20 protein-coding genes, 1 other RNA gene and 1 pseudogene are annotated in these 23,404 nt (G+C 56.7%); 6 read left to right on the plus strand and 16 right to left on the minus strand.

Features of this window, described 5'->3' with window-relative positions; all coding sequences use genetic code 11:
- Positions 1-25: 25 nt before the first annotated feature.
- From ubiH to EDF81_RS12620, 3 genes are read right to left on the minus strand one after another with little or no spacing between them, the layout of a single operon-like run.
- The gene (ubiH, locus tag EDF81_RS12610) at positions 26-1,207 is read right to left on the minus strand and encodes a 2-octaprenyl-6-methoxyphenyl hydroxylase (protein ID WP_260232704.1); all 1,182 of its coding nucleotides are present in this window, start codon (positions 1,205-1,207) and stop codon (positions 26-28) included.
- Entirely contained in the window at positions 1,204-2,517 is a 1,314-nt protein-coding gene (gene pepP / locus EDF81_RS12615; protein WP_123348467.1) for a Xaa-Pro aminopeptidase, read from the minus strand. Before pepP ends, ubiH begins: the two co-directional genes overlap by 4 nt.
- Positions 2,518-2,555: 38 nt before the next feature.
- Entirely contained in the window at positions 2,556-3,134 is a 579-nt protein-coding gene (locus EDF81_RS12620; RefSeq protein WP_123348468.1) for a YecA family protein, read from the minus strand.
- A 166-nt stretch (positions 3,135-3,300) separates the two neighbouring features.
- On the opposite strand from EDF81_RS12620, the gene zapA reads away from it, so the two are divergent.
- From zapA to EDF81_RS12635, 3 genes are all read left to right on the plus strand, one after another.
- Positions 3,301-3,630, plus strand: coding sequence for a cell division protein ZapA (zapA, locus tag EDF81_RS12625; protein WP_123348469.1), 330 nt, complete (start codon positions 3,301-3,303; stop codon positions 3,628-3,630).
- 41 nt (positions 3,631-3,671) lie between these two features.
- A non-coding RNA gene (gene ssrS, locus EDF81_RS12630) (6S RNA) lies at positions 3,672-3,855 on the plus strand.
- 17 nt (positions 3,856-3,872) lie between these two features.
- Entirely contained in the window at positions 3,873-4,469 is a 597-nt protein-coding gene (locus EDF81_RS12635; protein ID WP_123348470.1) for a 5-formyltetrahydrofolate cyclo-ligase, read from the plus strand.
- Positions 4,470-4,506: 37 nt separating this feature from the next.
- Here EDF81_RS12635 and serA read toward each other — a convergent pair whose 3' ends face one another.
- Positions 4,507-5,739 (minus strand): phosphoglycerate dehydrogenase, encoded by a 1,233-nt coding sequence (gene serA, locus EDF81_RS12640; RefSeq protein ID WP_123348471.1) that lies wholly within the window; start codon positions 5,737-5,739, stop codon positions 4,507-4,509.
- 265 nt (positions 5,740-6,004) lie between these two features.
- A complete protein-coding gene (gene rpiA / locus EDF81_RS12645) occupies positions 6,005-6,664 on the minus strand; it encodes a ribose-5-phosphate isomerase RpiA (RefSeq protein ID WP_123348472.1) in 660 nt (219 codons plus the stop codon).
- Positions 6,665-6,830: 166 nt separating this feature from the next.
- On the opposite strand from rpiA, the gene EDF81_RS12650 reads away from it, so the two are divergent.
- Positions 6,831-7,724: a LysR family transcriptional regulator ArgP gene (locus EDF81_RS12650; RefSeq protein WP_123348473.1), complete on the plus strand. Its 894-nt coding sequence runs from the start codon at positions 6,831-6,833 to the stop codon at positions 7,722-7,724.
- 31 nt (positions 7,725-7,755) lie between these two features.
- Here the strand turns inward: EDF81_RS12650 and EDF81_RS12655 are convergent, their stop codons facing one another.
- From EDF81_RS12655 to tkt, 7 genes are all read right to left on the minus strand, one after another.
- Positions 7,756-8,484, minus strand: coding sequence for an oxidative stress defense protein (locus tag EDF81_RS12655; RefSeq protein ID WP_123348474.1), 729 nt, complete (start codon positions 8,482-8,484; stop codon positions 7,756-7,758).
- 90 nt (positions 8,485-8,574) lie between these two features.
- Complete coding sequence (argO, locus tag EDF81_RS12660; protein WP_123348475.1) at positions 8,575-9,210, minus strand: arginine exporter ArgO; 636 nt, start codon at positions 9,208-9,210, stop codon at positions 8,575-8,577.
- Between the two features lie 142 nt (positions 9,211-9,352).
- Positions 9,353-10,213: a small-conductance mechanosensitive channel MscS gene (locus EDF81_RS12665; RefSeq protein ID WP_123348476.1), complete on the minus strand. Its 861-nt coding sequence runs from the start codon at positions 10,211-10,213 to the stop codon at positions 9,353-9,355.
- Between the two features lie 158 nt (positions 10,214-10,371).
- Positions 10,372-11,451 carry a class II fructose-bisphosphate aldolase gene (gene fbaA, locus EDF81_RS12670; protein WP_123348477.1) on the minus strand — a complete coding sequence of 360 codons (1,080 nt, stop codon included), beginning with the start codon at positions 11,449-11,451 and terminating at the stop codon, positions 10,372-10,374.
- Between the two features lie 95 nt (positions 11,452-11,546).
- Positions 11,547-12,710, minus strand: coding sequence for a phosphoglycerate kinase (pgk, locus tag EDF81_RS12675; protein ID WP_123348478.1), 1,164 nt, complete (start codon positions 12,708-12,710; stop codon positions 11,547-11,549).
- 81 nt (positions 12,711-12,791) lie between these two features.
- A complete protein-coding gene (gene epd, locus EDF81_RS12680) occupies positions 12,792-13,811 on the minus strand; it encodes an erythrose-4-phosphate dehydrogenase (protein ID WP_123348479.1) in 1,020 nt (339 codons plus the stop codon).
- A gap of 287 nt (positions 13,812-14,098) precedes the next feature.
- On the minus strand, positions 14,099-16,090 hold the full coding sequence (tkt, locus tag EDF81_RS12685) for a transketolase (protein WP_123348480.1): 1,992 nt from the start codon (positions 16,088-16,090) through the stop codon (positions 14,099-14,101).
- Positions 16,091-16,337: 247 nt separating this feature from the next.
- Here tkt and EDF81_RS12695 point away from each other — a divergent pair, with 247 nt between their 5' ends.
- The gene (locus tag EDF81_RS12695; protein WP_123349053.1) at positions 16,338-17,096 is read left to right on the plus strand and encodes a M48 family metallopeptidase; all 759 of its coding nucleotides are present in this window, start codon (positions 16,338-16,340) and stop codon (positions 17,094-17,096) included.
- A 41-nt stretch (positions 17,097-17,137) separates the two neighbouring features.
- On the opposite strand, the gene speB is transcribed toward EDF81_RS12695, so the two are convergent.
- From speB to yqgB, 4 genes and pseudogenes are all read right to left on the minus strand, one after another.
- Positions 17,138-18,058 carry an agmatinase gene (gene speB / locus EDF81_RS12700; protein ID WP_123348481.1) on the minus strand — a complete coding sequence of 307 codons (921 nt, stop codon included), beginning with the start codon at positions 18,056-18,058 and terminating at the stop codon, positions 17,138-17,140.
- Between the two features lie 135 nt (positions 18,059-18,193).
- On the minus strand, positions 18,194-18,925 hold the full coding sequence (locus EDF81_RS12705) for a hypothetical protein (RefSeq protein ID WP_123348482.1): 732 nt from the start codon (positions 18,923-18,925) through the stop codon (positions 18,194-18,196).
- Between the two features lie 151 nt (positions 18,926-19,076).
- Positions 19,077-21,053, minus strand: a complete 1,977-nt coding sequence (gene speA / locus EDF81_RS12710) for a biosynthetic arginine decarboxylase (RefSeq protein WP_123348483.1) — start codon at positions 21,051-21,053, stop codon at positions 19,077-19,079.
- A 157-nt stretch (positions 21,054-21,210) separates the two neighbouring features.
- Positions 21,211-21,318, minus strand: a pseudogene (gene yqgB / locus EDF81_RS24260) (acid stress response protein YqgB); the annotation flags it as partial.
- A gap of 625 nt (positions 21,319-21,943) precedes the next feature.
- Here yqgB and metK point away from each other — a divergent pair.
- A complete protein-coding gene (metK, locus tag EDF81_RS12725) occupies positions 21,944-23,098 on the plus strand; it encodes a methionine adenosyltransferase (protein WP_123348484.1) in 1,155 nt (384 codons plus the stop codon).
- The last annotated feature ends 306 nt before the right edge of the window (positions 23,099-23,404 follow it).

A 23,404-nucleotide genomic window follows, 5' to 3' on the forward strand; every position in this document is an offset into this window, starting at 1 on the left:
CTCCTTCGCGCCTGCTATAGCAGGCTTAACGCGCCACCCAACCCAGGGTGCGCTGCGCCAGCACATTACGTGCCGGGGTAAATAATTCCATCGCCATCAATCCGACGTTGCGCCCGGCCACCAGCGGCGCCCAGCGGTTAGCGAAGAGATGCACTAAGCCATCCGTCACGCCAATCGTCGCGGCTTTATCCGCATCGCGACGTTGACGATAGCGGCACAGCACCGGCCATGCGCCAGGATCTTCGGCATTCTGCCAGGCCGCCGTCAGGGTTTCCGCCAGGCTCATCACATCGCGCATTCCCAGATTAAAACCCTGCCCGGCAATGGGATGCAGAGTCTGGGCGGCATTGCCGACCAGCACCGTGCGATGGGTAATATTGCTGTCTGCGGTGGTCAGCGCCAGCGGATAGACCGTTCGCTTCCCGCTGTGGACGATGCGCCCAAGCCGCCAGCCAAACGCCTGCTGGAGCTGCTGGCTGAAAACCGCGTCAGACCAGCCCAGCACCGCGTCCCGTTGCTCCCGGGCATGGCACCACACCAGCGAGCAGCGCCCGTCTGACATCGGTAGCATCGCCAGCGGACCGTGTTCGGTAAAGCGCTCGAAGGCGCGTCCGTTATGGGGCAGCGCGGTAGTGACGTTGGCAATTGCCGCCACCTGCTGGTAATCGCTCTGCTGCCAGCGGATCCCGCAGGCGCTGCCGAGCGCAGAGCCGGTGCCGTCGGCGGCAACCACCAGCGCGCCGTCAATGCGCGTGCCGTCTTCCAGCTCGACCTGTACCTGCTCCTGCGTTCTGTGGACGCGGGCAACCCGAGCCGGACAGTGCAGGGTTACGCCGGGCGCACGCCGCAGGCGGGCAAACAGCCGCTGCCCGACATCGTGCAGCTCAACTACCTGGCCCAGCGCATCAATTTGGTAGTCGGCGGCGGCCAGGGTGACAAAACCGGCGTGGCCGCGATCGCTGACGTGAACCGTTTTAATGGCCGTGGCGCAGTCAGCCAGCGCCTGCCAGACGCCAATCCGCGCCAGCTGCTGGCAGGTGCCCTGCGCCAGCGCAATCGCGCGGGCGTCAAACCCCGGATGCCCCTGGGATTCCGGAGCCGCCGCTTCAATCAAGTGTACCGGCAGCGCGCCACGCGTCAGCTGTGAGATAGCCAGGGCGAGGGTCGCGCCGACCATACCGCCGCCAACGATAATGACGCCGTTCACTGCCGCGCCGCTGCCATCAGCGCCTCGATATCGTCCGCCGTTTTTACCACGCTGGCGGTGAGGTTCTCGTTGCCGGCTTTGGTGATCACAATGTCATCTTCGATACGAATACCGATGCCGCGATACTGAGCGGGCACGTCCGCATCCGGCGCAATATAGAGGCCCGGCTCGACGGTCAGGACCATGCCTGGCTCAAGCGGCCGCGAGCGATCCACGCCGTAGGCACCGACATCGTGAACGTCCAGCCCCAGCCAGTGGCTCAGGCCGTGCATAAAGAACGGGCGATGAGCGCCTTCGGTAATGAGTTGCTCCACGTCACCCTGCAGAATGCCGAGTTTCACCAGCCCGCGAATCATGACGCGCACGATGTCGCCGGTCACTTCCTGAATGGAGGTGCCTGGGCGATAGAGCCTCAGCGCCGTCTCCAGAGATTCCAGGACAATGTCATAGATCTCCCGCTGGGCAGGCGTGAATTTGCCGTTGACCGGGAAGGTACGGGTAATATCGCCCGCGTAGCCCTGATACTCGCATCCGGCGTCGATCAGGACCAGATCGCCATCGCGCAGCGGACTCTCATTCTCAGTGTAGTGAAGAATGCAGCCATTCTCACCGCCGCCAACGATGGTGTTATAGGAGGGAAAACGCGCGCCGTGGCGGTTAAATTCGTGGTGGATTTCGCCTTCCAGCTGGTATTCGAACATACCGGGACGGCAGGTCTGCATCGCCCGCGTATGTCCGAGGGCACTGATTTCACCGGCGCGGCGCATTAATGTCAGCTCTTCCGACGACTTAAACAGGCGCATATCGTGCACCCGCGGCCGCCAGTCGGTGATGGAGGCTGGCGCACGCAGATTCTGGCGGCTGCCTTTACGCAGTTTATCCAGCGCGGCAAAAACAATTTCATCGGCAAAGGCGTACTCGCCCTGGGCGTGATACACCGTGTCGAGGCCGTTCAGCAGCTGATGCAGCTGCTCGTCGATTTCGCCCCAGGCCAGCGCCCGGTCGACGCCCAGTTTTTCCGGCGCGGCCTGCTGGCCCAGACGGCGGCCAAACCAGATTTCAGCGGTCAGATCGCGGACCCGGTTAAACAGCACGCTGTGGTTGTGGGTGTCATCACTTTTAATCAGCACCAGCACCGCTTCCGGCTCGTTGAAGCCGGTGAAATACCAGAAATCGCTGTTCTGTCGATAAGGATATTCGCTGTCGTTGCTGCGCGTCGCTTCCGGCGCGGCAAAGATCAGCGCCGCGCTACCCGGCGACATCGTTGCCAGCAGAGCCTGGCGACGGCGAAGAAATACTTGCTGTGTCATGACACCTCCTTAAAAACGCTGTGTCGGCGAAGTCAGTATTAATGCAATGTCGGTTTGCGCACTTCCGGTGCGGTCGGCTGCTGGCGGGTAAAGGTGTCGTGGCAGAGCAGCGCCGCAACGCGGACGTACTCGATAATCTCTTCCAGCGACATCTCCAGCTCTTCCTTATCGTCTTCTTCGTCATAGCCCAGCTGGGCGATATTACGCAGATCGTCGATGGCTTCTCCGGCTTCGCCGGTCACCTTGTCGAGCTTCGGCTGGGTCACACCCAGGCCAAGCAGGAAGTGATTTACCCAGCCGGCCAGCGCATCGGCGCGTTCAAAGACGCTGACGTCGTCGCCATCGGGCATATACAGCTGGAACAGAAAACCGTCGTCTTCCAGCGAGTCGCCGGTGACGGTGTGCATTTTACGCAGGGCTTCCGCCAGCTCGTGGCCGAAGGCCAGCCCTTCGTTGGTCAGGTCGTGCAGAAGCGGCTGCCAGCTGCTGTCGTTGTTGCCGCCACAAAGCATCCCGCTGATCAGACCGTGCATTTCGGCAGGCGTTAAGCCGATGCCCTGTTGGTTCAGTAACTGGTTTACATCAATGTAACCAGGCATTTCATTCTGTTTAGACATGCGCATTCGTCGTCGTTGGGAGGAATATCGTGATATGCTACCACTTTGAGCCCTGGTGATACCAGAAAAGGGCTTGTATCTACGAACCATGATAGATATAGTGTCGCCCCTTCGCGGACCCAGGTCAGGGCGCGAGGGTAGCGCAGTCAATCAGCAGGAAGGTGGCATGTCTGCACAACCCGTCGATATCCAAATTTTTGGCCGTTCACTGCGAGTGAATTGCCCGCCTGAACAAACGGATGCGTTAAATCAGGCAGCTGAGGATCTGAATCAGCGGTTGCAAGATCTGAAAGTTCGCACTAGAGTCACAAATACTGAGCAGCTGGTGTTCATTGCCGCACTGAACATAAGTTACGAGCTGGCTCAGGAAAAGGCAAAAACCCGGGATTACGCCGCCGATATGGAGCAGCGCATTCGGATGCTACAGCAGACCATTGAGCAGGCATTGCTTGACCAGGGTCGCATATCCGAGAGAACGGGGCCGAAGTTTGAATAACACTTTATGATCGCCTGTGGTAGAGTGGTCGTGAAGCAAAAATTTCTCTGAGATGTTCGCAAGCGGGCCAGTCCCCTGAGCCGATATTTCATACCAACAGAATGTGGCGCTCCACGGTTGGTGAGCATGCTCGGTCCGTCCGAGAAGCCTTAAAACTGTGACGACGCATTCACCTTGAACCAAGGGTTCAAGGGTTACAGCCAGCGGCGGCATCTCGGAGATTCCCTCTTTTTACGTCTACCATGACACAATTCCCTGAAGTACCCTCCTCACGACAGCAAATACGGCAGCTTATCCGCCAGCGTCGTCATGCGCTGACGCCCGAAGAGCAACGCCATTTTGCCGACCAGGCCGCCGCCCGCATGATGGCGTATCCGCCAGTAGTGATGGCCACAAGCGTCGCCCTGTTTCTCTCTTTTGACGGCGAGCTCGACACCCGCCCGCTGATAGAACAGCTGTGGCGAGCCGGTAAACGCCTCTATCTGCCGGTATTGCACCCTTTTAGCCCCGGTAATCTGCTGTTTCTGCACTACCATCCGCAAAGCGAACTGGTGGTCAATCGCCTGAAAATCCACGAGCCGCGCCTCGACGTGCGTGACGTGCTGCCGCTGAGCGATCTGGACGTGCTGATTACGCCGCTGGTCGCCTTCGATGTTCAGGGACAGCGTCTGGGCATGGGGGGAGGTTTTTACGATCGCACACTGCAGAACTGGCAGCGCTATGGCGTGCAGCCGGTGGGCTACGCCCATGATTGTCAGCAGGTGGATGCGCTGCCGGTGGAGCAGTGGGATATTCCACTGCCGGCAGTGGTGACGCCGTCAAAGGTCTGGCGCTGGTAAGCGGTTCCCTCCCCTTGCGGAGAGGGAGAAAACCAAATCAGTAAAGCAGACGTGCGCGGATGGTACCCGGGATCGCCTTCATGCTCTGCAACGCTTTCTGCGCCACATCTTCTTCCGCTTCGATATCGATAACCACATAGCCCATCTGCGGCGTAGTCTGCAGATACTGCGCTGCAATGTTGATGCCCTGTGCGGCAAAGATCTGGTTAATCGCCGTCAGCACGCCCGGACGGTTTTCGTGGATGTGCAGCAGACGACGACCGCCATGCAGCGGCAGGGACACTTCCGGGAAGTTCACTGCCGATAGCGTAGAACCGTTATCGGAATACTTAGCCAGTTTACCCGCCACTTCGAGGCCGATATTTTCCTGCGCTTCCTGGGTGGAACCGCCGATATGCGGCGTCAGCAGGACGTTATCAAACTCGCTCAGCGGAGAGATAAAGGGCTCGGCGTTGGTCGCCGGTTCGGTCGGGAAGACGTCGATCGCCGCGCCCGCCAGATGCTTACGCGCCAGCGCATCGCACAGGGCCGGAATATCCACCACGGTACCGCGTGCGGCGTTGATCAGCAGAGAACCCGGCTTCATCAGGGCCATCTCTTCCGCGCCCATCATGTTTTTGGTGGAGGCATTTTCCGGCACGTGGAGGCTGACCACGTCGCTCATGTTCAGCAGATCGGAGAGATGCTGTACCTGCGTCGCGTTGCCCAGCGGCAGCTTGCTTTCGATATCGTAGAAGAAGACGTGCATCCCCAGCGATTCCGCCAGAATCCCCAGCTGGGTGCCGATATGGCCGTAGCCGATAATCCCCAGTTTTTTACCACGGGCTTCATAGCTGCCGGAAGCCAGCTTGTTCCAGATACCACGGTGCGCCTTGGCGTTGGCTTCCGGAATGCCGCGCAGCAGCAGGAGCAGTTCGCCAATCACCAGCTCAGCCACGGAGCGGGTATTGGAGAACGGAGCGTTAAAGACCGGCACGCCACGTTTTGCCGCCGCAGCGAGATCGACCTGGTTGGTACCGATACAGAAGCAGCCTACCGCCACCAGTTTTTCTGCGGCAGCCAGTACTTCTTCAGTCAGGTTAGTGCGGGATCGCAGGCCGATAAAATGGGCATCACGGATCGACTCTTTCAGCTGCTCCGTGTCGAGCGCGCCTTTATGAAATTCGATATTGGTGTAACCTGCCGCACGAAGGTTATCCAGCGCTTTCTGGTGCACGCCTTCGACCAGCAGAAACTTAATTTTGTCTTTTTCCAGTGATACCTTTGCCATTTCCCCGACCCTGTTTTTGTCTTGTCTGATGTTGTGTCGGACTTAAGTCCGTCCAGTCAACATATCAAAAAAAACTATTGCAGCAATATGAACGTTTGCGTCAACAACCTGAAGAGATGTCATTCAGCGGGAAATGCCAGAGTAAAATACTGATAAGCGCCTGTGTGCTGGCAGGATCGCCAGAACAGACGCCTTAACGTGACACAAGTCACCAAAATTGCCGTCTGCAGATTTTTTTAACGGGGAGAGGCTTCTCCCCGTCAGATCATTTCACGATAGTTTTCACGCCGTCGGCGGTGCCGATCAGCGCTACGTCCGCGCCGCGTCGGGCAAACAGGCCCACGGTCACCACGCCAGGAAGCGCGTTGATCGCATCTTCCATCGCAATCGGATTAAGGATTTCCATACCGTACACATCGAGGATGATATTGCCGTTATCGGTGGTCACACCCTGGCGATACTCCGGACGACCACCCAGCTTCACCAGCTCGCGTGCGACAGCGCTGCGCGCCATCGGGATCACTTCAACCGGCAGCGGGAAGGTGCCGAGGATTGGTACCTGCTTGGAGGCATCGGCGATACAGATAAACTTATCCGCCACCGAAGCGATGATCTTTTCACGCGTCAGGGCAGCGCCGCCGCCTTTGATCATCTGCATCTGGTCGTTGATCTCATCCGCGCCGTCAACGTAGATCCCCAGTCTGTCCACCTCGTTGAGGTCGAACACGGTAATGCCGAGGCTCTTGAGTTTGGCGGTAGAGGCGTCAGAGCTGGAAACCGCCCCTTCGATCTGGCCTTTCATGGTGCCCAGCGCGTCAATAAAGTGCGCGGCGGTCGAGCCTGTCCCTACCCCAACGATGGTGCCCGGCTTAACGTAGTCCAGAGCCGCCCAGCCCACCGCTTTTTTCAGTTCATCCTGCGTCATGGTTTTTGCCTGTGATGTGAAAACTCATGCCGTATTATAAGGCATCGACGGGTGAAATGTCCCTGTGACCCCCGTCACATTCCAGAGAGTCATATTTTCGTCTGTACCTCACGGGGTTTTATGTCATAGTGCTGGATAAGCAAAAATAATGGAGCCAGCCAGAGCAATGAAACGTCCGGACTACAGAACACTACAGGCGCTGGATGCGGTGATCCGCGAACGCGGGTTTGAGCGCGCCGCGCAGAAACTGTGTATTACCCAGTCCGCCGTCTCGCAGCGTATTAAACAGCTGGAAAATATGTTCGGCCAGCCGCTACTGGTGCGTACCGTGCCGCCGCGCCCGACAGAACAGGGGCAGAAACTCCTCGCCCTGCTGCGCCAGGTTGAGCTGCTGGAAGAGGAGTGGCTCGGCGATGAACAAACCGGCTCTACCCCGCTGCTGCTCTCGCTGGCGGTCAACGCCGACAGTCTGGCAACCTGGCTGCTACCCGCGCTGGCAACGGTTCTTTCCGACTCCCCTATTCGCCTGAATTTACAGGTGGAGGATGAAACCCGCACCCAGGAGCGTCTGCGCCGGGGTGAAGTGGTGGGTGCCGTCAGTATCCAGCCCCAGGCGCTGCCAAGCTGCCTTGTGGATCAGCTGGGCGCGCTCGACTACCTGTTTGTTGCGTCAAAAGATTTTGCCGCACGCTATTTCCCCAACGGGGTGACCCGCGCCGCGCTGTTGAAAGCACCCGCGGTGGCGTTCGACCATCTCGATGATATGCACCAGGCCTTTTTACAGCAGTACTTCGACCTGCCGCCGGGCAGCGTGCCCTGCCATATCGTGAACTCATCGGAAGCCTTCGTGCAGCTGGCGCGCCAGAGCACGACCTGCTGTATGATCCCGCATCTGCAAATTGAGAGAGAGCTGGCTTCAGGTGAGCTTGTCGACCTGACACCAGGGCTGCTTCAGCGCCGGATGCTCTACTGGCACCGCTTTGCGCCGGAAAGTCGGATGATGCGCAACGTAACGGAAGCGCTGCTGGAATATGGGCACAGAGTGCTGAGACAGGACTAAAAAAATGGCCCTCACGAAGAGGGCCATCAGATTACTGCGCTGCCGCCTGCGGTGGCGCAGACTCCAGCTGGAACACCACATCAACCTGATCGTCAAACTGAATCGTCGGCTGCTCGTAGGTCTGCTGGGCGTCCGCCGGTGCGGCTTCGGCCTTCATCATGCGGACCATCGGGCCTGGCTGATAGTTCGAGACATGGTAGCGAACGCTGTAAACCGGTCCCAGCTTGCTGCCAAAACCGGCCGCCAGCTGCTGCGCCTGATGGACAGCATCATCAATCGCTGCCTTCCGCGCCTTATCTTTATAGGCTTCCGGTTGCGCAACGCCTAATGACACCGCGCGGATTTCATTCAGCCCCGCTTTTAACGCCCCGTCGAGCAGCGCATTTAGCTTATCCAGCTCGCGCACCGTCACCTCGACCGTACGCACCGCACGGTAACCTTTCAGAATACTTTTGCCATTCTGGTAGTCGTAATCTGCCTGGGTACGCAAATTAGCCGCACCAATGTCTTTACGCGCCACGCCGTTTTTTTCAAGGAACGTCATATACTGCGCGACTCTGTCATCCGCCTGTTTCTTGGCGGAGGCCGCGTCTTTCGCCGCGACGTTCACTTCAATCGCCAGGGTGGCAATATCCGGTACGGCATCCACGCTCGCTGTGCCAGAAGTCACGATATGCGGGCCGTCCGGCAATTCGCTTGCCAGGGCCGGGACGCTGCTAAGTCCTACCAGGGCCGCAAGGGCCATCACTTTGAACTTCACTGTCGCACCTCCCTTAATGATGATTCACCCGCGATACGGGCTATGCCAGCAAGCTTAGCTATTCCGGGGTGAATGTCCATCAGACAAGGCTTAGTTCAGCAGCGCGCTAAGATGCGCAACCCCTTCTTTTGCCAGCTGAAAAGCGATAAACCACATCACAGCACCTACAAGGAAATTAATGATCCGCTGAGCCTTTGCGGTACGCAAACGCGGGGCCAGCCAGGCCGCCAGCAGCGCCAGGCCGAAGAACCACAGGAAGGAGGCGCTGACCGTACCCAGCGCAAACCAGCGCCTTGGCTCGACGTCCAGCTGCCCGCCGAGGCTGCCCAGCACCACAAAGGTATCGAGATAAACGTGGGGATTAAGCCAGGTCACGGCCAGCATGGTGACGATGATTTTCCAGCGTCCCTGCTGCGCAATCTCCGCCTCGGCCATCGCCAGCTGCTGGCTGAAGGCGGTTTTCAGCGCGCCAAAACCGTACCATAGCAGAAAAGCGACGCCGCCCCAGGTCACCAGCGCCAGCAGCCACGGGGACTGCATCAGCAATGCGCTGCCGCCGAAGATCCCGCCGACGATCAGCACCATATCGCTCAGCGCACAGAGAAAGGCGATCATAATGTGGTACTGGCGGCGAATGCCCTGGTTCATCACAAAGGCATTTTGCGGGCCGAGGGGCAGGATCAAAGCAGCACCAAGCACAACCCCTTGAAAATAATAAGATAACACGGAAAACTCTCTCGCTATGTGGTGATGGATGCCGACTATAGCGCGAGAAAATTATTAGCGGAAATTGATAATATTAATCGGTAATAAGCTACGTTAATAATTGAGGGTAAAACAGGGGCCGCAGAAGCGGCCCCGGCAGGACTTACTCTTCCAGCGCCTCTTTGACACGCTTAAAATTCACGTCCATTTGCGGGTAGGGAAAGCTGATCTCGTTCGCATCGAAATCACGCTTGATGCGCTCCAGCACGTCCCAGTAGACGTTCTGCAGGTCGCCGCTTTTACTCCAGACGCGTACCACAAAGTTGATCGATGACGGACCCAGTTCGTTCAGGCGTACCGTTCTCTCGCGCTCTTTCAGAATGCGCTCGTCGGACTCGATAATCGCGGTCAGGAGCTGCTTCACCTTGTCGATATCAGAGTCATACGCCACGCCGATAATAAATTCGTTACGGCGCACCGGCTCGCGGGAGAAGTTAATGATATTCCCGGCGATAATCTTGCCGTTCGGCACCACCACGATACGACCATCCACCGTGCGCAGCGTCGTGGAGAAAATCTGCACCTGCAGCACCGTCCCGGCGATCCCACCGAGATCGACATACTCCCCGGCGCGGAACGGACGGAAGGTCACCAGCAGCACGCCCGCGGCAAGGTTAGAGAGCGAGCCCTGCAGCGCCAGACCAATCGCCAGACCGGCAGCACCGAGCACGGCAATGACCGAAGCCGTCTGCACGCCCACGCGTCCCAGGGCGGCGATCAGCGTAAAGGCGATAATACCGTAGCGCACCAGAGCGGAGAGAAAATCAGCCACGGTGGCATCAATCTGCCGGGATACCATCAGGCGATTCAGGGCACCGGAGACAATGCGCGCCACGATCATCCCCACGATGATAATAACGACGGCCGCCACGATATTGACCGCATAGCTCAGCAGCAACGCCTGGTTACGTACCAGCCACGAGCCTGCGTTGTTTATGCCATCAATGACATTAAGATCTTCCATTCCGATTTCCTTCTGTTTAGCCGGATAGCGACTTAAGGGTAAACAAAAAACCGCATAATGCCAAAAAGAAGGCATTACCAGTTGTTACCAGCCCCTTGAATTCCCAATAAAAAAGGCCCGCATTTCTGCAGGCCCTTTGGGCAATTCTCAGCGGAGAATTACAGTACGTCGACAGCGTTCAGCTCTTTGAACGCCTGCTCCAGACGGGTGATCATAGAGGTCTGAGCAGAGCGCAGCCATACGCGCGGATCGTAGTATTTTTTATTCGGCTGGTCGTCGCCTTTCGGGTTGCCCAGCTGGCCCTGAAGATAGGCTTCGTTTTCTTTGTAATAGTTCAGGATACCTTCCCATGTAGCCCACTGGGTATCGGTATCGATGTTCATTTTGATAACGCCATAGCTGACGGAATCTTTGATTTCCTGAGCGGTAGAACCGGAACCGCCGTGGAACACGAAGTTCAGGCTGTTGTGCGGCAGGTTATGTTTCTTGCAAACATATTCCTGAGAGTCGCGCAGGATAGTCGGGGTCAGCTTCACGTTACCCGGCTTGTACACGCCGTGTACGTTACCGAAGGAGGCCGCGATGGTGAAGCGCGGGCTGATCGCGTTCAGTTTGGTGTACGCGTAGTCAACGTCTTCCGGCTGAGTGTACAGAGCGGATGCGTCCATATGGCTGTTGTCCACGCCATCTTCTTCACCGCCGGTGCAGCCCAGTTCGATTTCCAGAGTCATGCCAATTTTGGCCATGCGCGCCAGGTATTTGGAGCAGATTTCGATGTTCTCTTCCAGAGACTCTTCAGACAGGTCGATCATATGAGAAGAGAACAGCGGTTTGCCGGTTGCGGCAAAGTGTTTTTCACCAGCGTCCAGCAGGCCGTCGATCCACGGCAGCAGTTTCTTCGCACAGTGGTCGGTATGCAGGATAACCGGCACACCGTAGTGTTCAGCCATCTGATGTACATGATGCGCGCCGGAGATAGCACCGAGGATTGCCGCACCCTGTGGAATATCGGTTTTCACGCCTTTACCGGCGATAAATGCAGCACCGCCGTTAGAGAACTGAACGATAACCGGCGCTTTAACTTTCGCTGCGGTTTCCAGTACGGCGTTGATGGAGTCGGAACCAACGCAGTTTACTGCCGGCAGTGCGAAGTTGTTTTCTTTAGCAACCTGGAACACTTTCTGAACGTCGTCACCAGTGATGACGCCCGGTTTTACGAAATCAAAAATTTTAGACATGTTGTCGTCCTGTATCTGTATCTTCGGCCGTTTAAAAGGGGTAGCGAGCCACGTAGCACGCTGAAAAACAGGCGGGTTTCCCCGCCTGGTAAACATTACTGCTTAGCGCGCTCTTCGAGCATAGCCACTGCCGGCAGAACTTTGCCTTCCACGAATTCGAGGAATGCGCCGCCACCGGTGGAGATGTAGGAGATTTTGTCAGCGATGCCGAACAGGTCAATCGCTGCCAGGGTGTCGCCACCACCAGCGATGGAGAAGGCGTCGCTGTCGGCGATCGCGTTCGCCACGATTTCGGTACCTTTACGGAAGTTCGGGAATTCGAACACGCCTACCGGACCGTTCCACAGGATAGTTTTGGCATTTTTCAGGATTTCAGCCAGTCGCTCTGCGGAAACATCACCCAGATCCAGGCTCTGCTCATCATCTTTGATTTCGCTGACCGGTTTCAGGGTCGCCGTGGCGGTTTCGGAGAACTCGGTTGCCACGCGCACGTCGGTCGGGACCGGGATATCGCAGATAGTCAGCAGACGTTTAGCTTCATCAACCAGATCCGCTTCGTACAGGGATTTACCTACGTTGTGGCCCTGTGCAGCGATAAAGGTGTTAGCGATACCGCCGCCAACGATCAGCTGGTCAGCGATTTTGGACAGGGAGTCCAGCACGGTCAGTTTGGTGGAGACTTTAGAACCACCCACGATAGCCACCATCGGACGTGCAGGCTCTTTCAGGGCTTTGCCCAGCGCTTCCAGCTCATCGGCCAGCAGCGGACCCGCACAGGCGACAGCGGCAAATTTGCCTACGCCGTGGGTGGACGCCTGCGCACGGTGCGCGGTACCGAAAGCATCCATCACGTATACGTCGCACAGGGCAGCGTATTTTTTGGAAAGAGCTTCGTCGTCTTTCTTCTCGCCTTTGTTAAAGCGAACGTTTTCCAGAACCACCAGCTCACCGGCAGCCACTTCAACGCCGTCGAGGTAGTCTTTTGCCAGACGAACCGGGCTGGAGAGTTTTTCTTTCAGGTAGTTAACAACCGGCAGCAGAGAGAATTCTTCGTTGTATTCACCTTCGGTCGGGCGACCCAGGTGAGATGTCACCATCACTTTAGCACCCTGTTTCAGGGCCAGCTCGATGGTCGGCAGAGAAGCACGAATACGCGCATCGCTGGTCACTTTGCCTTCTTTAACCGGTACGTTCAGATCTGAACGGATCAGAACGCGCTTACCAGCCAGATCCAGATCGGTCATCTTAATTACAGACATGGTGAATCCTCTCGTTGATTCTTAAAGTTTTTGAGGCATCCGCACAGCATCCTTATGCAAGGGTGCTGTGTCGTTAACGCCTTACCTGAAACCAATAGCTGCCATCGCTAACGTCGTGTCGAGCATTCGGTTAGCGAAGCCCCATTCGTTATCACACCAGACAAGGGTTTTTATCAGGTGTGCACCACTGACCCGCGTTTGCGTGCCATCCACGATGGCGCTGTGGGGATCGTGGTTAAAATCTGTTGAGACCAACGGTAATTCCGTATAGTCAACTATACCATGAAATATTCCCTGCGCTGCTTTTTGCAGCAACAGGTTGACTTCACAGGCTTTTACCGGTTTTTGCACCGTCACGCTCAGGTCAATGGCGGTGACGTTAATGGTCGGTACTCGCACCGCAATCGCTTCAAAACGGTCGTGAAACTGCGGAAAAATTCGCGTAATACCGGCTGCAAGTTTGGTATCCACCGGGATGATCGACTGGCTGGCGGCGCGGGTGCGTCGCAGGTCCGGGTGCCAGGAATCGATCACCTGCTGATCGTTCATCGCCGAGTGGATCGTCGTCACCGTCCCGGAGTCGATGCCATACGCATCGTCCAGCAGTTTAATGACGGGAATAATACAGTTCGTCGTGCAGGAGGCGTTGGAGACGATGCGGTGTTCTTCACGCAGTTCGCCATGGTTAACGCCGAACACCACGGTGGCGTCCAGGTCATGGCCGCCGGGGTGAGAAAAGAGAACCTTGCGCGCACCGGCGGCAAGATGCGCCTTGCCGTCTTCGCGGCTGCCGTAGACGCCGGTACAATCGAGTACCACGTCCACGCCCAGCTCTCGCCAGGGCAGCGCCGCAATCTCGCGGTGGTGCAGAAGACGGATTGCGTCATCGCCAATAAACAGCTGCTCGCGCTCCTGGCGCACGTCGCGGGAGAAACGGCCGTGGGTGGTGTCGTATTTCAACAGATGCGCCATGCCGCTGGCATCGGCCAGCTCATTGATCGCCACCACGGTGATTTCGGCCCGACGTCCGGATTCATACAAGGCACGAACCACATTGCGCCCGATGCGACCGAAGCCATTAATCGCTACGCGTACGGTCATAGGTCTCCCGCAAAGATATCCCTGAAAAGGTGTGGCTGACAGAGTAATGCAGCGGCACGTCCAGGAAAACCTCGCTTCTTTAAAACTGCGACTGATTGATTATTTGTCGAACATTTAAACGACTGAAACGCTTCAGCTAGAGTATGTCAAAAGAGGAATAAAAGGAATCAGCGCACCGGCAGATAAGGCATTAATCTGACATGCGTCACATTTTTTCAGGAATAGTGGCCTTCACTAAAAACAAAAACGGGCCGCCGAAGCGACCCGTTTTCCACGCTAATACATGATTACAGCAGCGCTTTCGCCTTGCTGACCACGTTATCCACGGTGAAACCAAACTCTTCGAACAGCAGCTCAGCCGGTGCAGACTCACCGAAGGTGGTCATGCCGACGATTGCGCCGTTCAGGCCCACGTATTTGAACCAGTAGTCGGCGATACCCGCTTCCACTGCCACACGGGCAGAGACGGCTTTCGGCAGTACGGATTCACGGTACGCAGCATCCTGCTTATCGAACGCGTCGGTCGACGGCATGGAGACCACGCGCGCCTTCACGCCTTCGGCGGTCAGTTTTTCCCACGCGGCTACCGCCAGTTCAACTTCTGAACCGGTCGCAATGAAGATCAGCTCAGGCTGGCCGTTGCTGTCTTTCAGCACGTAACCACCGCGGGCGATATTCGCCAGCTGCGCTTCAGTACGTTCCTGCTGAGCCAGGTTCTGACGGGAGAGGATCAGCGCGGTCGGACCGTCCTGACGCTCAACGCCATATTTCCACGCCACTGCGGATTCAACCTGGTCACACGGACGCCATGTGCTGACATTCGGGGTCACGCGCAGGGAAGCCACCTGCTCGACCGGCTGGTGAGTCGGGCCGTCTTCGCCCAGACCGATGGAGTCGTGGGTGTAGACCAGCACCTGACGCTGTTTCATCAGCGCAGCCATACGCACCGCGTTACGCGCATATTCCACAAACATCAGGAAAGTGGAGGTGTACGGCAGGAAACCACCGTGCAGCGTAATCCCGTTGGCGATCGCGGTCATACCGAATTCGCGCACGCCGTAGTGGATATAGTTCCCGGCGGCATCTTCGTTGATCGCTTTAGAGCCGGACCAGATCGTCAGGTTAGACGGGGCCAGGTCAGCGGAGCCGCCCAGGAATTCCGGCAGCAGCGGACCGAAGGCTTCGATAGCATTCTGGGACGCTTTACGGCTGGCGATTTTGGACGGGTTAGCCTGCAGCTTCGCGATAAATTCGTTCGCTTTGGCATCGAAGTCAGACGGCATATCGCCTTTCATACGACGGGTAAACTCGGCAGCTTCCTGCGGGAAGGCTTTGGCATAAGCGGCGAACTTGTCGTTCCACGCGCTTTCTTTCGCTTTACCGGCTTCTTTTGCATCCCACTGCGCGTAGATCTCAGACGGGATTTCGAATGCCGGATGTTTCCAGCCCAGTTTCTCGCGGGTCAGCGCGATTTCCGCGTCGCCCAGCGGCGCACCGTGGGAATCGTGAGTGCCTTCTTTGTTCGGAGAGCCGAAACCGATGATGGTTTTGCACATCAGCAGGGACGGTTTGTCGGTCACGGCCTGAGCCTGCTCAACGGCAGCTTTAATGGCGGCCGCATCGTGACCGTCAACGCCACGCACCACGTGCCAGCCGTAGGCTTCAAAGCGTTTCGCGGTGTCATCGGTGAACCAGCCTTCAACGTGGCCGTCGATGGAGATGCCGTTGTCATCATAGAAGGCAACCAGTTTACCCAGTTTCAGGGTACCGGCCAGGGAGCACACTTCGTGCGAGATCCCTTCCATCATGCAGCCATCGCCCATGAAAGCGTAGGTGTGGTGGTTAACGATGTCGTGGCCCGGACGGTTAAACTGCGCCGCCAGCGTTTTTTCAGCAATCGCCATGCCTACTGCGTTAGCAATACCCTGACCCAGCGGGCCGGTCGTGGTTTCAACACCGGCGGTGTAGCCCACTTCCGGGTGACCCGGGGTTTTGGAATGCAGCTGACGGAAATTCTGCAGCTCGGACATCGGCAGGTCATAGCCGGTGAGGTGCAGCAGGCTGTAAATCAGCATGGAGCCGTGGCCGTTCGACAGGACAAAACGGTCACGGTCAGCCCAGGCCGGGTTCTGCGGGTTGTGGTTCAGAAAATCACGCCACAGCACTTCGGCAATGTCAGCCATACCCATCGGGGCACCCGGGTGACCGGATTTGGCTTTTTGTACTGCGTCCATGCTCAAGGCACGAATAGCATTCGCAAGCTCTTTACGTGAGGACATTTTGACTCCAGATCGGACTGTTAAGGCGATGCCGAAACGGCGTAAAAACCGCGCGTTTTGGTCTGTGCCGGAAAAAAGTGACAACAATGTAACCCAAGCGGCAGGTCATGTACATGGAGCATCCTTGCGGCTCTTAAGAAATCTCTGGAACGCATTCAGGCGTTGCGCAATCTCCTCGCCCGCCCGTCCATTCTTTCTTTATACTCATCTGTAAAAGCTGACTAACCCCTTGCGGAAGATAACAATGATGAAGATACGCCCCCTCCTGTTGGCCCTCGGTATGACAACGCTACTGGCCGGCTGCCAGAACATGGATTCCAACGGCCTGCTCAGCTCCGGCGCGGGTGCTTATCAGGCCTTTTCCCTGAGCGACGAGCAGGTACAGACCCTGAGTGATAAAGCCTGTGCGGAGATGGACAGCAAGGCCACTATCGCCCCTGCCGGAAGCGACTACGCCAAACGACTGAGCAAAATCTCCGCGGCGCTGGGTAACGATATCAACGGCCAGCCGGCGAACTACAAGGTTTATCAGGCCAAAGACGTTAACGCCTTCGCGATGGCCAACGGCTGTATCCGCGTCTACAGCGGGCTGATGGATATGATGACGGATAATGAGGTCGAAGCCGTTCTCGGCCACGAAATGGGACACGTCGCGCTGGGCCACGTTAAGAAAGGGATGCAGGTGGCGATGGGCACCAACGCCGTGCGAATTGCGGCGGCATCGGCAGGTGGCGTGCTGGGCAACCTGTCCCAGTCGCAGATCGGCGATCTCGGCGAAAAGCTGGTGAACTCGCAGTTCTCCCAGCGTCAGGAAGCCGAGGCGGATGACTACTCTTACGACCTGTTGCGCAAACGCAATATCAACCCGGCCGGTCTTGCCACCAGCTTTGAGAAACTGGCGAAACTGGAAGATGGTCGTCAAAGCTCAATGTTTGACGACCATCCGGCTTCCGCCGCCCGCGCCCAGCATATCCGGGATCGGATGGCGGCAGACGGGATTAAATAATCAGCCGCGCCAGTAGCGTTTCCGTTACTGGCGTTGACAGTTTACTCGCCCTTCTTTGCGGCCTGAATATAAAGCATTTCCAGAGCCAGCGTCGCCGCCGCCAGTGCGGTAATTTCGGACTGGTCGTACGCCGGAGCCACTTCCACCAGGTCCATCCCGACGATATTCAGATCCTTCAGGCCACGAACCAGCTTAATGGCGCGGTCCGAGGTCAGGCCGCCGATCACCGGCGTACCGGTCCCCGGCGCATAGGCCGGATCCAGACAGTCGATATCGAAGGTCAGGTACACCGGCATATCGCCAACAATCTGCTTCACCTGAGCCAGAATATCGTCCACGCTGCGGTCGTTCACCTGGCAGGCGTCGAGCACGGTAAAGCCGTTGTCTTTATCAAACTCGGTACGGATCCCGATCTGCACCGAATGGTGCGGATCGATTAAGCCTTCTTTCGGCGCGGTGTAGAACATGGTGCCGTGATCGAATTCGCAGCCGTTAGAGTAAGTGTCGGTGTGCGCATCGAAGTGCACCAGCGCCATTTTACCGAAGTGCTTCGCGTGGGCGCGCAGCAGCGGCAGAGTCACGAAGTGGTCGCCGCCGAAGGAGAGCATACGCTTACCGGCCGCCAGCAGTTTTTCCGCGTGGGCCTGCAGCTTTTCGCTCATTTCGCGTGCGTCGCCAAAGGCGTACACCAGATCGCCGCAGTCCACCACGTTCAGGCGTTCGCGCATGTCGAAGTTCCACGGGAAGCGGTTATGCTCCCAGGCCAGATTGGTGGACACCTGACGGATCGCCGCCGGACCGTGACGGCCACCAGCGCGACCGGAGGTCGCCATATCAAACGGCACGCCGGTAATAACCCAGTCGGCATCGCTGTCGTATGGCTGGAAGTTCATCGGCAGGCGTAAAAAACCGAAAGCGTTAGATACCAGAGAGTTATCGTACTGATGACCTAAGGTGCTCATGTTTTGACCTCTTTTAACGTCAATATAAAAAAAATCCCCTCCGCGTCGTTAAACCCGACGAGGAAGGGATTGATTTGCGTGTTACCTGATTCGCCTGATTATCGCCGTAAACTTCCCCGGCTTCAAGCGAGGCATTTACTTCCGGCAGGGCGGCGGCGCATAGCCGTTGTTATCTCCCGGGAAGGCCTGCGCCGAGCATGGCGGCAGGCTGGTTTTCGCCTTGCCCTTCAGCTCAAAGGCCGCGAAGCCAATGACCCCGACGTTACGGATATCGCCCTGCGCCGAGTTCGCCGCGTAGGAGGCTTTCACCTCCGCAAAGGTAAACGCCGCTTCCGTATTCCGGTCCTTCCTGAAACCCTGGACAGAGAGCGACGTCCCTGCATTAACAATATAGCCGCTATTGTTCAAAGAGCCGGGTTGACCGTTCAGTACGTCCAGGCCATCCACCGTGGCGACGATCTCGTAGTTGGTATCGCGGCTGTAGTTACGCACGTACAGCTGGTATTTCATGCCGACTCTGGCCTGAACAGAATATTGCTGCTCAGCGCCGCCCCGGTTATAGCGGGAAAAAAGCGGGAGAGAGTTAAAGTTGGCATCGCGAATAGCATATTCGAGATCGCCGTTGCGAATGCTATAGACCCTGTCATTACCCGCCGGATATTTCGCCGAGTAATTAATGACGATGACTTCTGTCGGGTCCCGCGTCTCACGCTCGGCGTAGACTTCTTTTACCGCTGAGCTGACGTCCTCGCCCCAGGCGGTACCGACAACCGGCGCCGGAGAGCTATCGTAGTGATGCAGGGTACTACAGCCGCTTAACAGCAGCAGCCCGGCAACCAATAAGCCATTTACCTTAAATCCTTTCATTCCCTTTCCTTTGATCTGCATGGAGTTATTCAACCGATGATTGTATAGCGTACAGGTCAGAAAAAAAGCGGCGCGGGCGCTTTTCAAAAAGATATCCATAAAAAAGGCCGATTTATAAAAATAAATCGGCCCTTAAGAGGAATAACCCTAATTACTCATCTTCAAGATAGGTGTAACCATAGAGGCCCGCCTCGAACTCTTCGAGGAACTGCTGCTGCAGCACATCGTCAAGGCCGGTGCGTTTCACCTGATCGCGGAAATGCGTCAGCAGGGTTTTCGGATCGAGCTGAACGTATTCCAGCATATCCGCGACCGTATCACCCTCGTCGGAGAGCTCCACTTCCACGTTGCCGTCAGGGAAGACAAACACGTCCACCGCTTCGGTATCACCGAACAGGTTGTGCATGTTGCCCAGAATTTCCTGATAGGCACCGACCATAAAGAAGCCCAGCAGCGGCGGGTTCTCCGGGTCGTACTCCGGCATTGGCATGGTGGTGGCAATACCGTCGCCGTCAACGTAGTGGTCGATAGCACCGTCGGAGTCACAGGTGATATCCAGCAGCACCGCACGGCGTTCCGGGGCGTGGTTCAGCCCTTCCAGCGGCATCACCGGGAACAGCTGATCGATACCCCAGGCGTCCGGCATTGACTGGAACAGGGAGAAGTTGACGTAAATCTTATCAGCCATACGCTCCTGCAGCTCGTCGATAATCGGCCGGTGAGCACGGTTGCTCGGGTCGAGCTGTTTCTGCACTTCGTGGCACATGCTCAGATAGAGCTGTTCCGCCCACGCACGCTCCTGCAGGCTGAAGGTGCCCGATGAATAGCCGACATGAATATCATGCAGATCCATCTGGCTGTCGTGCAGCCATTCGCGCAGAGAGCGGCGGTTGCCCGTCTCGTGCATCTCCTGCCAGGTTTCCCACAGGCTTTGCAGCGCTCGCGCCGCATCCTCTGCCGGTGCAACTGGCTGGGTATATTCGTTACGTTCCACGCCGATAATATTGGAGACCAGCACCGTATGGTGTGCGGTTACCGCACGACCAGATTCGGTGATCACCGTCGGGTGTGGCAGGCCGTGCTCTTCGCAGGCGTCGCCGATAGCCCAGATAATGTTATTGGCATATTCGTTCAGGCCGTAGTTCACCGAACAGTCGGACTGGGAACGGGTACCTTCATAGTCCACGCCGAGGCCGCCGCCCACGTCGAAGCACTGGATGTTAACGCCCAGTTTGTGCAGCTCAACGTAGAAGCGCGCCGATTCACGCACGCCGGTGGCGATATCGCGAATGTTCGCCATCTGCGAACCGAGGTGGAAATGCAGCAGCTGGATGCTGTCCAGACGGCCGCGCTCGCGGAGAATTTCTACCAGCTGCAGTACCTGGGTTGCCGCCAGACCGAATTTGGATTTTTCACCGCCGGAGGACTGCCACTTACCGGAACCCTGGGAAGCCAGACGCGCACGCACGCCAAGACGCGGGATCACGTTGAGACGCTCGGCTTCTTCCAGCACGATAGCCACTTCCGACATCTTCTCGATGACCAGATAAACTTTGTGGCCCATCTTTTCGCCGATCAGCGCCAGACGAATATACTCGCGGTCTTTATAGCCGTTACAGACGATCACGCTGCGGGTCATCCCGGCGTGGGCCAGTACCGCCATTAGTTCGGCTTTGGAACCGGCTTCCAGCCCCAGCGGTTCGCCGGAGTGGATCAGGGATTCGATGACGCGACGATGCTGGTTAACCTTGATCGGGTAGACCAGGAAGTAGTCGCCGTTATAACCGTAGGACTCCCGTGCGCGCTTAAAGGCGGCATTAATGGAGCGCAGGCGATGCTGCAGGATCTGCGGGAAGCAGAACAGCGCGGGCAGGCGCTGACCCTGTGCTTCACGGGCCTTAACCAGCTTCGCCAGATCGACGCGAGCCTCTGGAACGTCCGGATCCGGGCATACGCTAATATGGCCCAGTTCGTTCACGTCGTAGTAGTTATTACCCCACCAGGCAATATTGTAAGTACGTAGCATCTTGCTGGCCTCGTCGGAGCTCATCGCAACCTCCTGCATGGAACGTAGTACACGCTGTTCGCCTGCTGACGAAGGCGAAAATGAAGACATGTCGTCAGACATAGCGAACCTCAAATTGTCTAAAAAGTATATACCCTATGGCTTTCGTGCGGCAGAAAGGCAGCAACGCAGCGAGTCCCCGGGAGCGTACACAGAGTACGTGACCGGGGTGAGCGAGGACAGCTAACGCAGCTGCCGCGCGAAAGACGACGGGTATAGGACAGTTGACCACTATCGCAGCGTAACGTTGCGATAACAACCCATAAACGGCCGGTGTTTCCAGCACATAGTACTGACACGCCGACTGTGCGACCGGTTTCTTTTTCATAGCATTGTAAAACACGTAACCGAACGATAGATGACGGTTCGGCGAAACCACGAGAAAACTCTTGCCTGTGCAAGAGCGCCCTTGTTCAGTTGTTACAGGGCCTGACCGGCTCTGGAATCCTGAGAAGCGCCGAGATGGGTATAACATCGGCAGGTATGCAAAAGAGCGATGCGGAGTGCGGGGGACAAATAGATGCCAGGACGGCATGACGGAATCAGCGGCAAACAACGGTTCATTATCTTGTACCACCTCCACGCCAGCCTTACGACTTGCGACATGCTAAAACTCTTCCTGGGAAGGACGTTATCGTACGCGTTGTCTTATGGGGCAGCGCGCGGCGTTTTATACCGTCAAAGGGGGTGAAATGCAAACAAAACCAGCCCTTCTCCTCGCGTTAAAAAATGATATTTCCCTTACCCTTTTGTATGAATGCGACCTGCATCAAAAAACGCTGGCAATGAGATTAAGATGTGACCTAAAATAGCCGTCCAGATGTTAATCCATCTATACCGATTAACACTCAGACTGCTGGTGATACTTACCTGCAACTTCAGCAGAAACTTCTCAGCTGACACACTTGTCCAGCAGACTGAGCTATACGAATGCTTATTAGGTGAAACAAAACATGGCTAAACACCTCTTTACGTCCGAGTCCGTATCAGAAGGACATCCTGACAAAATCGCTGACCAAATCTCTGACGCCGTGCTGGATGCGATCCTCGAACAGGATCCGAAAGCGCGTGTGGCATGTGAAACCTACGTTAAAACCGGCATGGTATTAGTGGGCGGTGAGATCACCACCAGCGCCTGGGTTGATATCGAAGAGATCACCCGTAATACCGTCCGTGAAATCGGCTACGTTCACTCTGACATGGGCTTCGATGCGAACTCCTGTGCGGTACTGAGCGCCATCGGTAAACAGTCCCCGGATATCAACCAGGGCGTGGATCGCGCCGATCCGCTGGAACAGGGTGCGGGCGATCAGGGCCTGATGTTTGGCTATGCCACTAACGAAACCGACGTGCTGATGCCGGCACCGATCACCTACGCACACCGTCTGGTGCAGCGTCAGGCCGAAGTGCGTAAAAACGGCAGCCTGCCGTGGCTGCGTCCGGATGCAAAAAGCCAGGTGACCTTCCAGTACGACGACGGCAAAGTCGTTGGTATCGATGCGGTTGTGCTTTCTACTCAGCACTCCGAAGACATCGATCAGAAATCCCTGCAGGAAGCAGTGATGGAAGAGATCATCAAGCCGACGTTGCCGGCTGAGTGGCTGAACGCCTCCACCAAATTCTTTATCAACCCAACCGGCCGTTTTGTTATCGGCGGACCGATGGGTGACTGTGGTCTGACCGGCCGTAAAATCATCGTGGATACCTACGGCGGCATGGCCCGTCACGGTGGCGGTGCGTTCTCCGGTAAGGATCCGTCTAAGGTTGACCGTTCTGCAGCCTACGCGGCGCGCTATGTGGCGAAAAACATCGTTGCCGCAGGCCTGGCCGACCGCTGTGAAATTCAGGTCTCCTACGCTATCGGCGTGGCAGAACCGACCTCCATCATGGTGGAAACCTTCGGTACCGAGAAAGTGCCGAGCGAGCAGCTGACCCTGCTGGTGCGCGAATTCTTCGACCTGCGTCCGTACGGCCTGATCCAGATGCTGGATCTGCTGCACCCGATCTACAAAGAAACCGCCGCTTACGGCCACTTTGGTCGCGAACATTTCCCGTGGGAAAAAACCGACAAAGCCGCACAGCTGCGCGAGGCTGCCGGTCTGAAATAATCGACCCGCATCATCGTCTTAAAGGCCAGCCTCGTGCTGGCCTTTTTGTTTTCAGCTCGACAGTGGAAGCGATTACACCTACACCGCAAGACTCAAAAAACACCTCGCTTGTTTCAATGACTCTTCTGTTACAAATATCTTAGGTTTTGTCTGATAATGCCTACAGACAAATACAATTAACCGACAGTAATTTACTGATATATTTGATACTTAACAAAAATAAAAACACCATCAATATGTAACCGATTACACCAATGTGATTTATCTCACATATTTTCACCCGCCGCTAACCTACCCTTTACATTG

The organism is Enterobacter sp. BIGb0383 (assembly GCF_003751845.1).
Lineage (GTDB): Bacteria > Pseudomonadota > Gammaproteobacteria > Enterobacterales > Enterobacteriaceae > BIGb0383.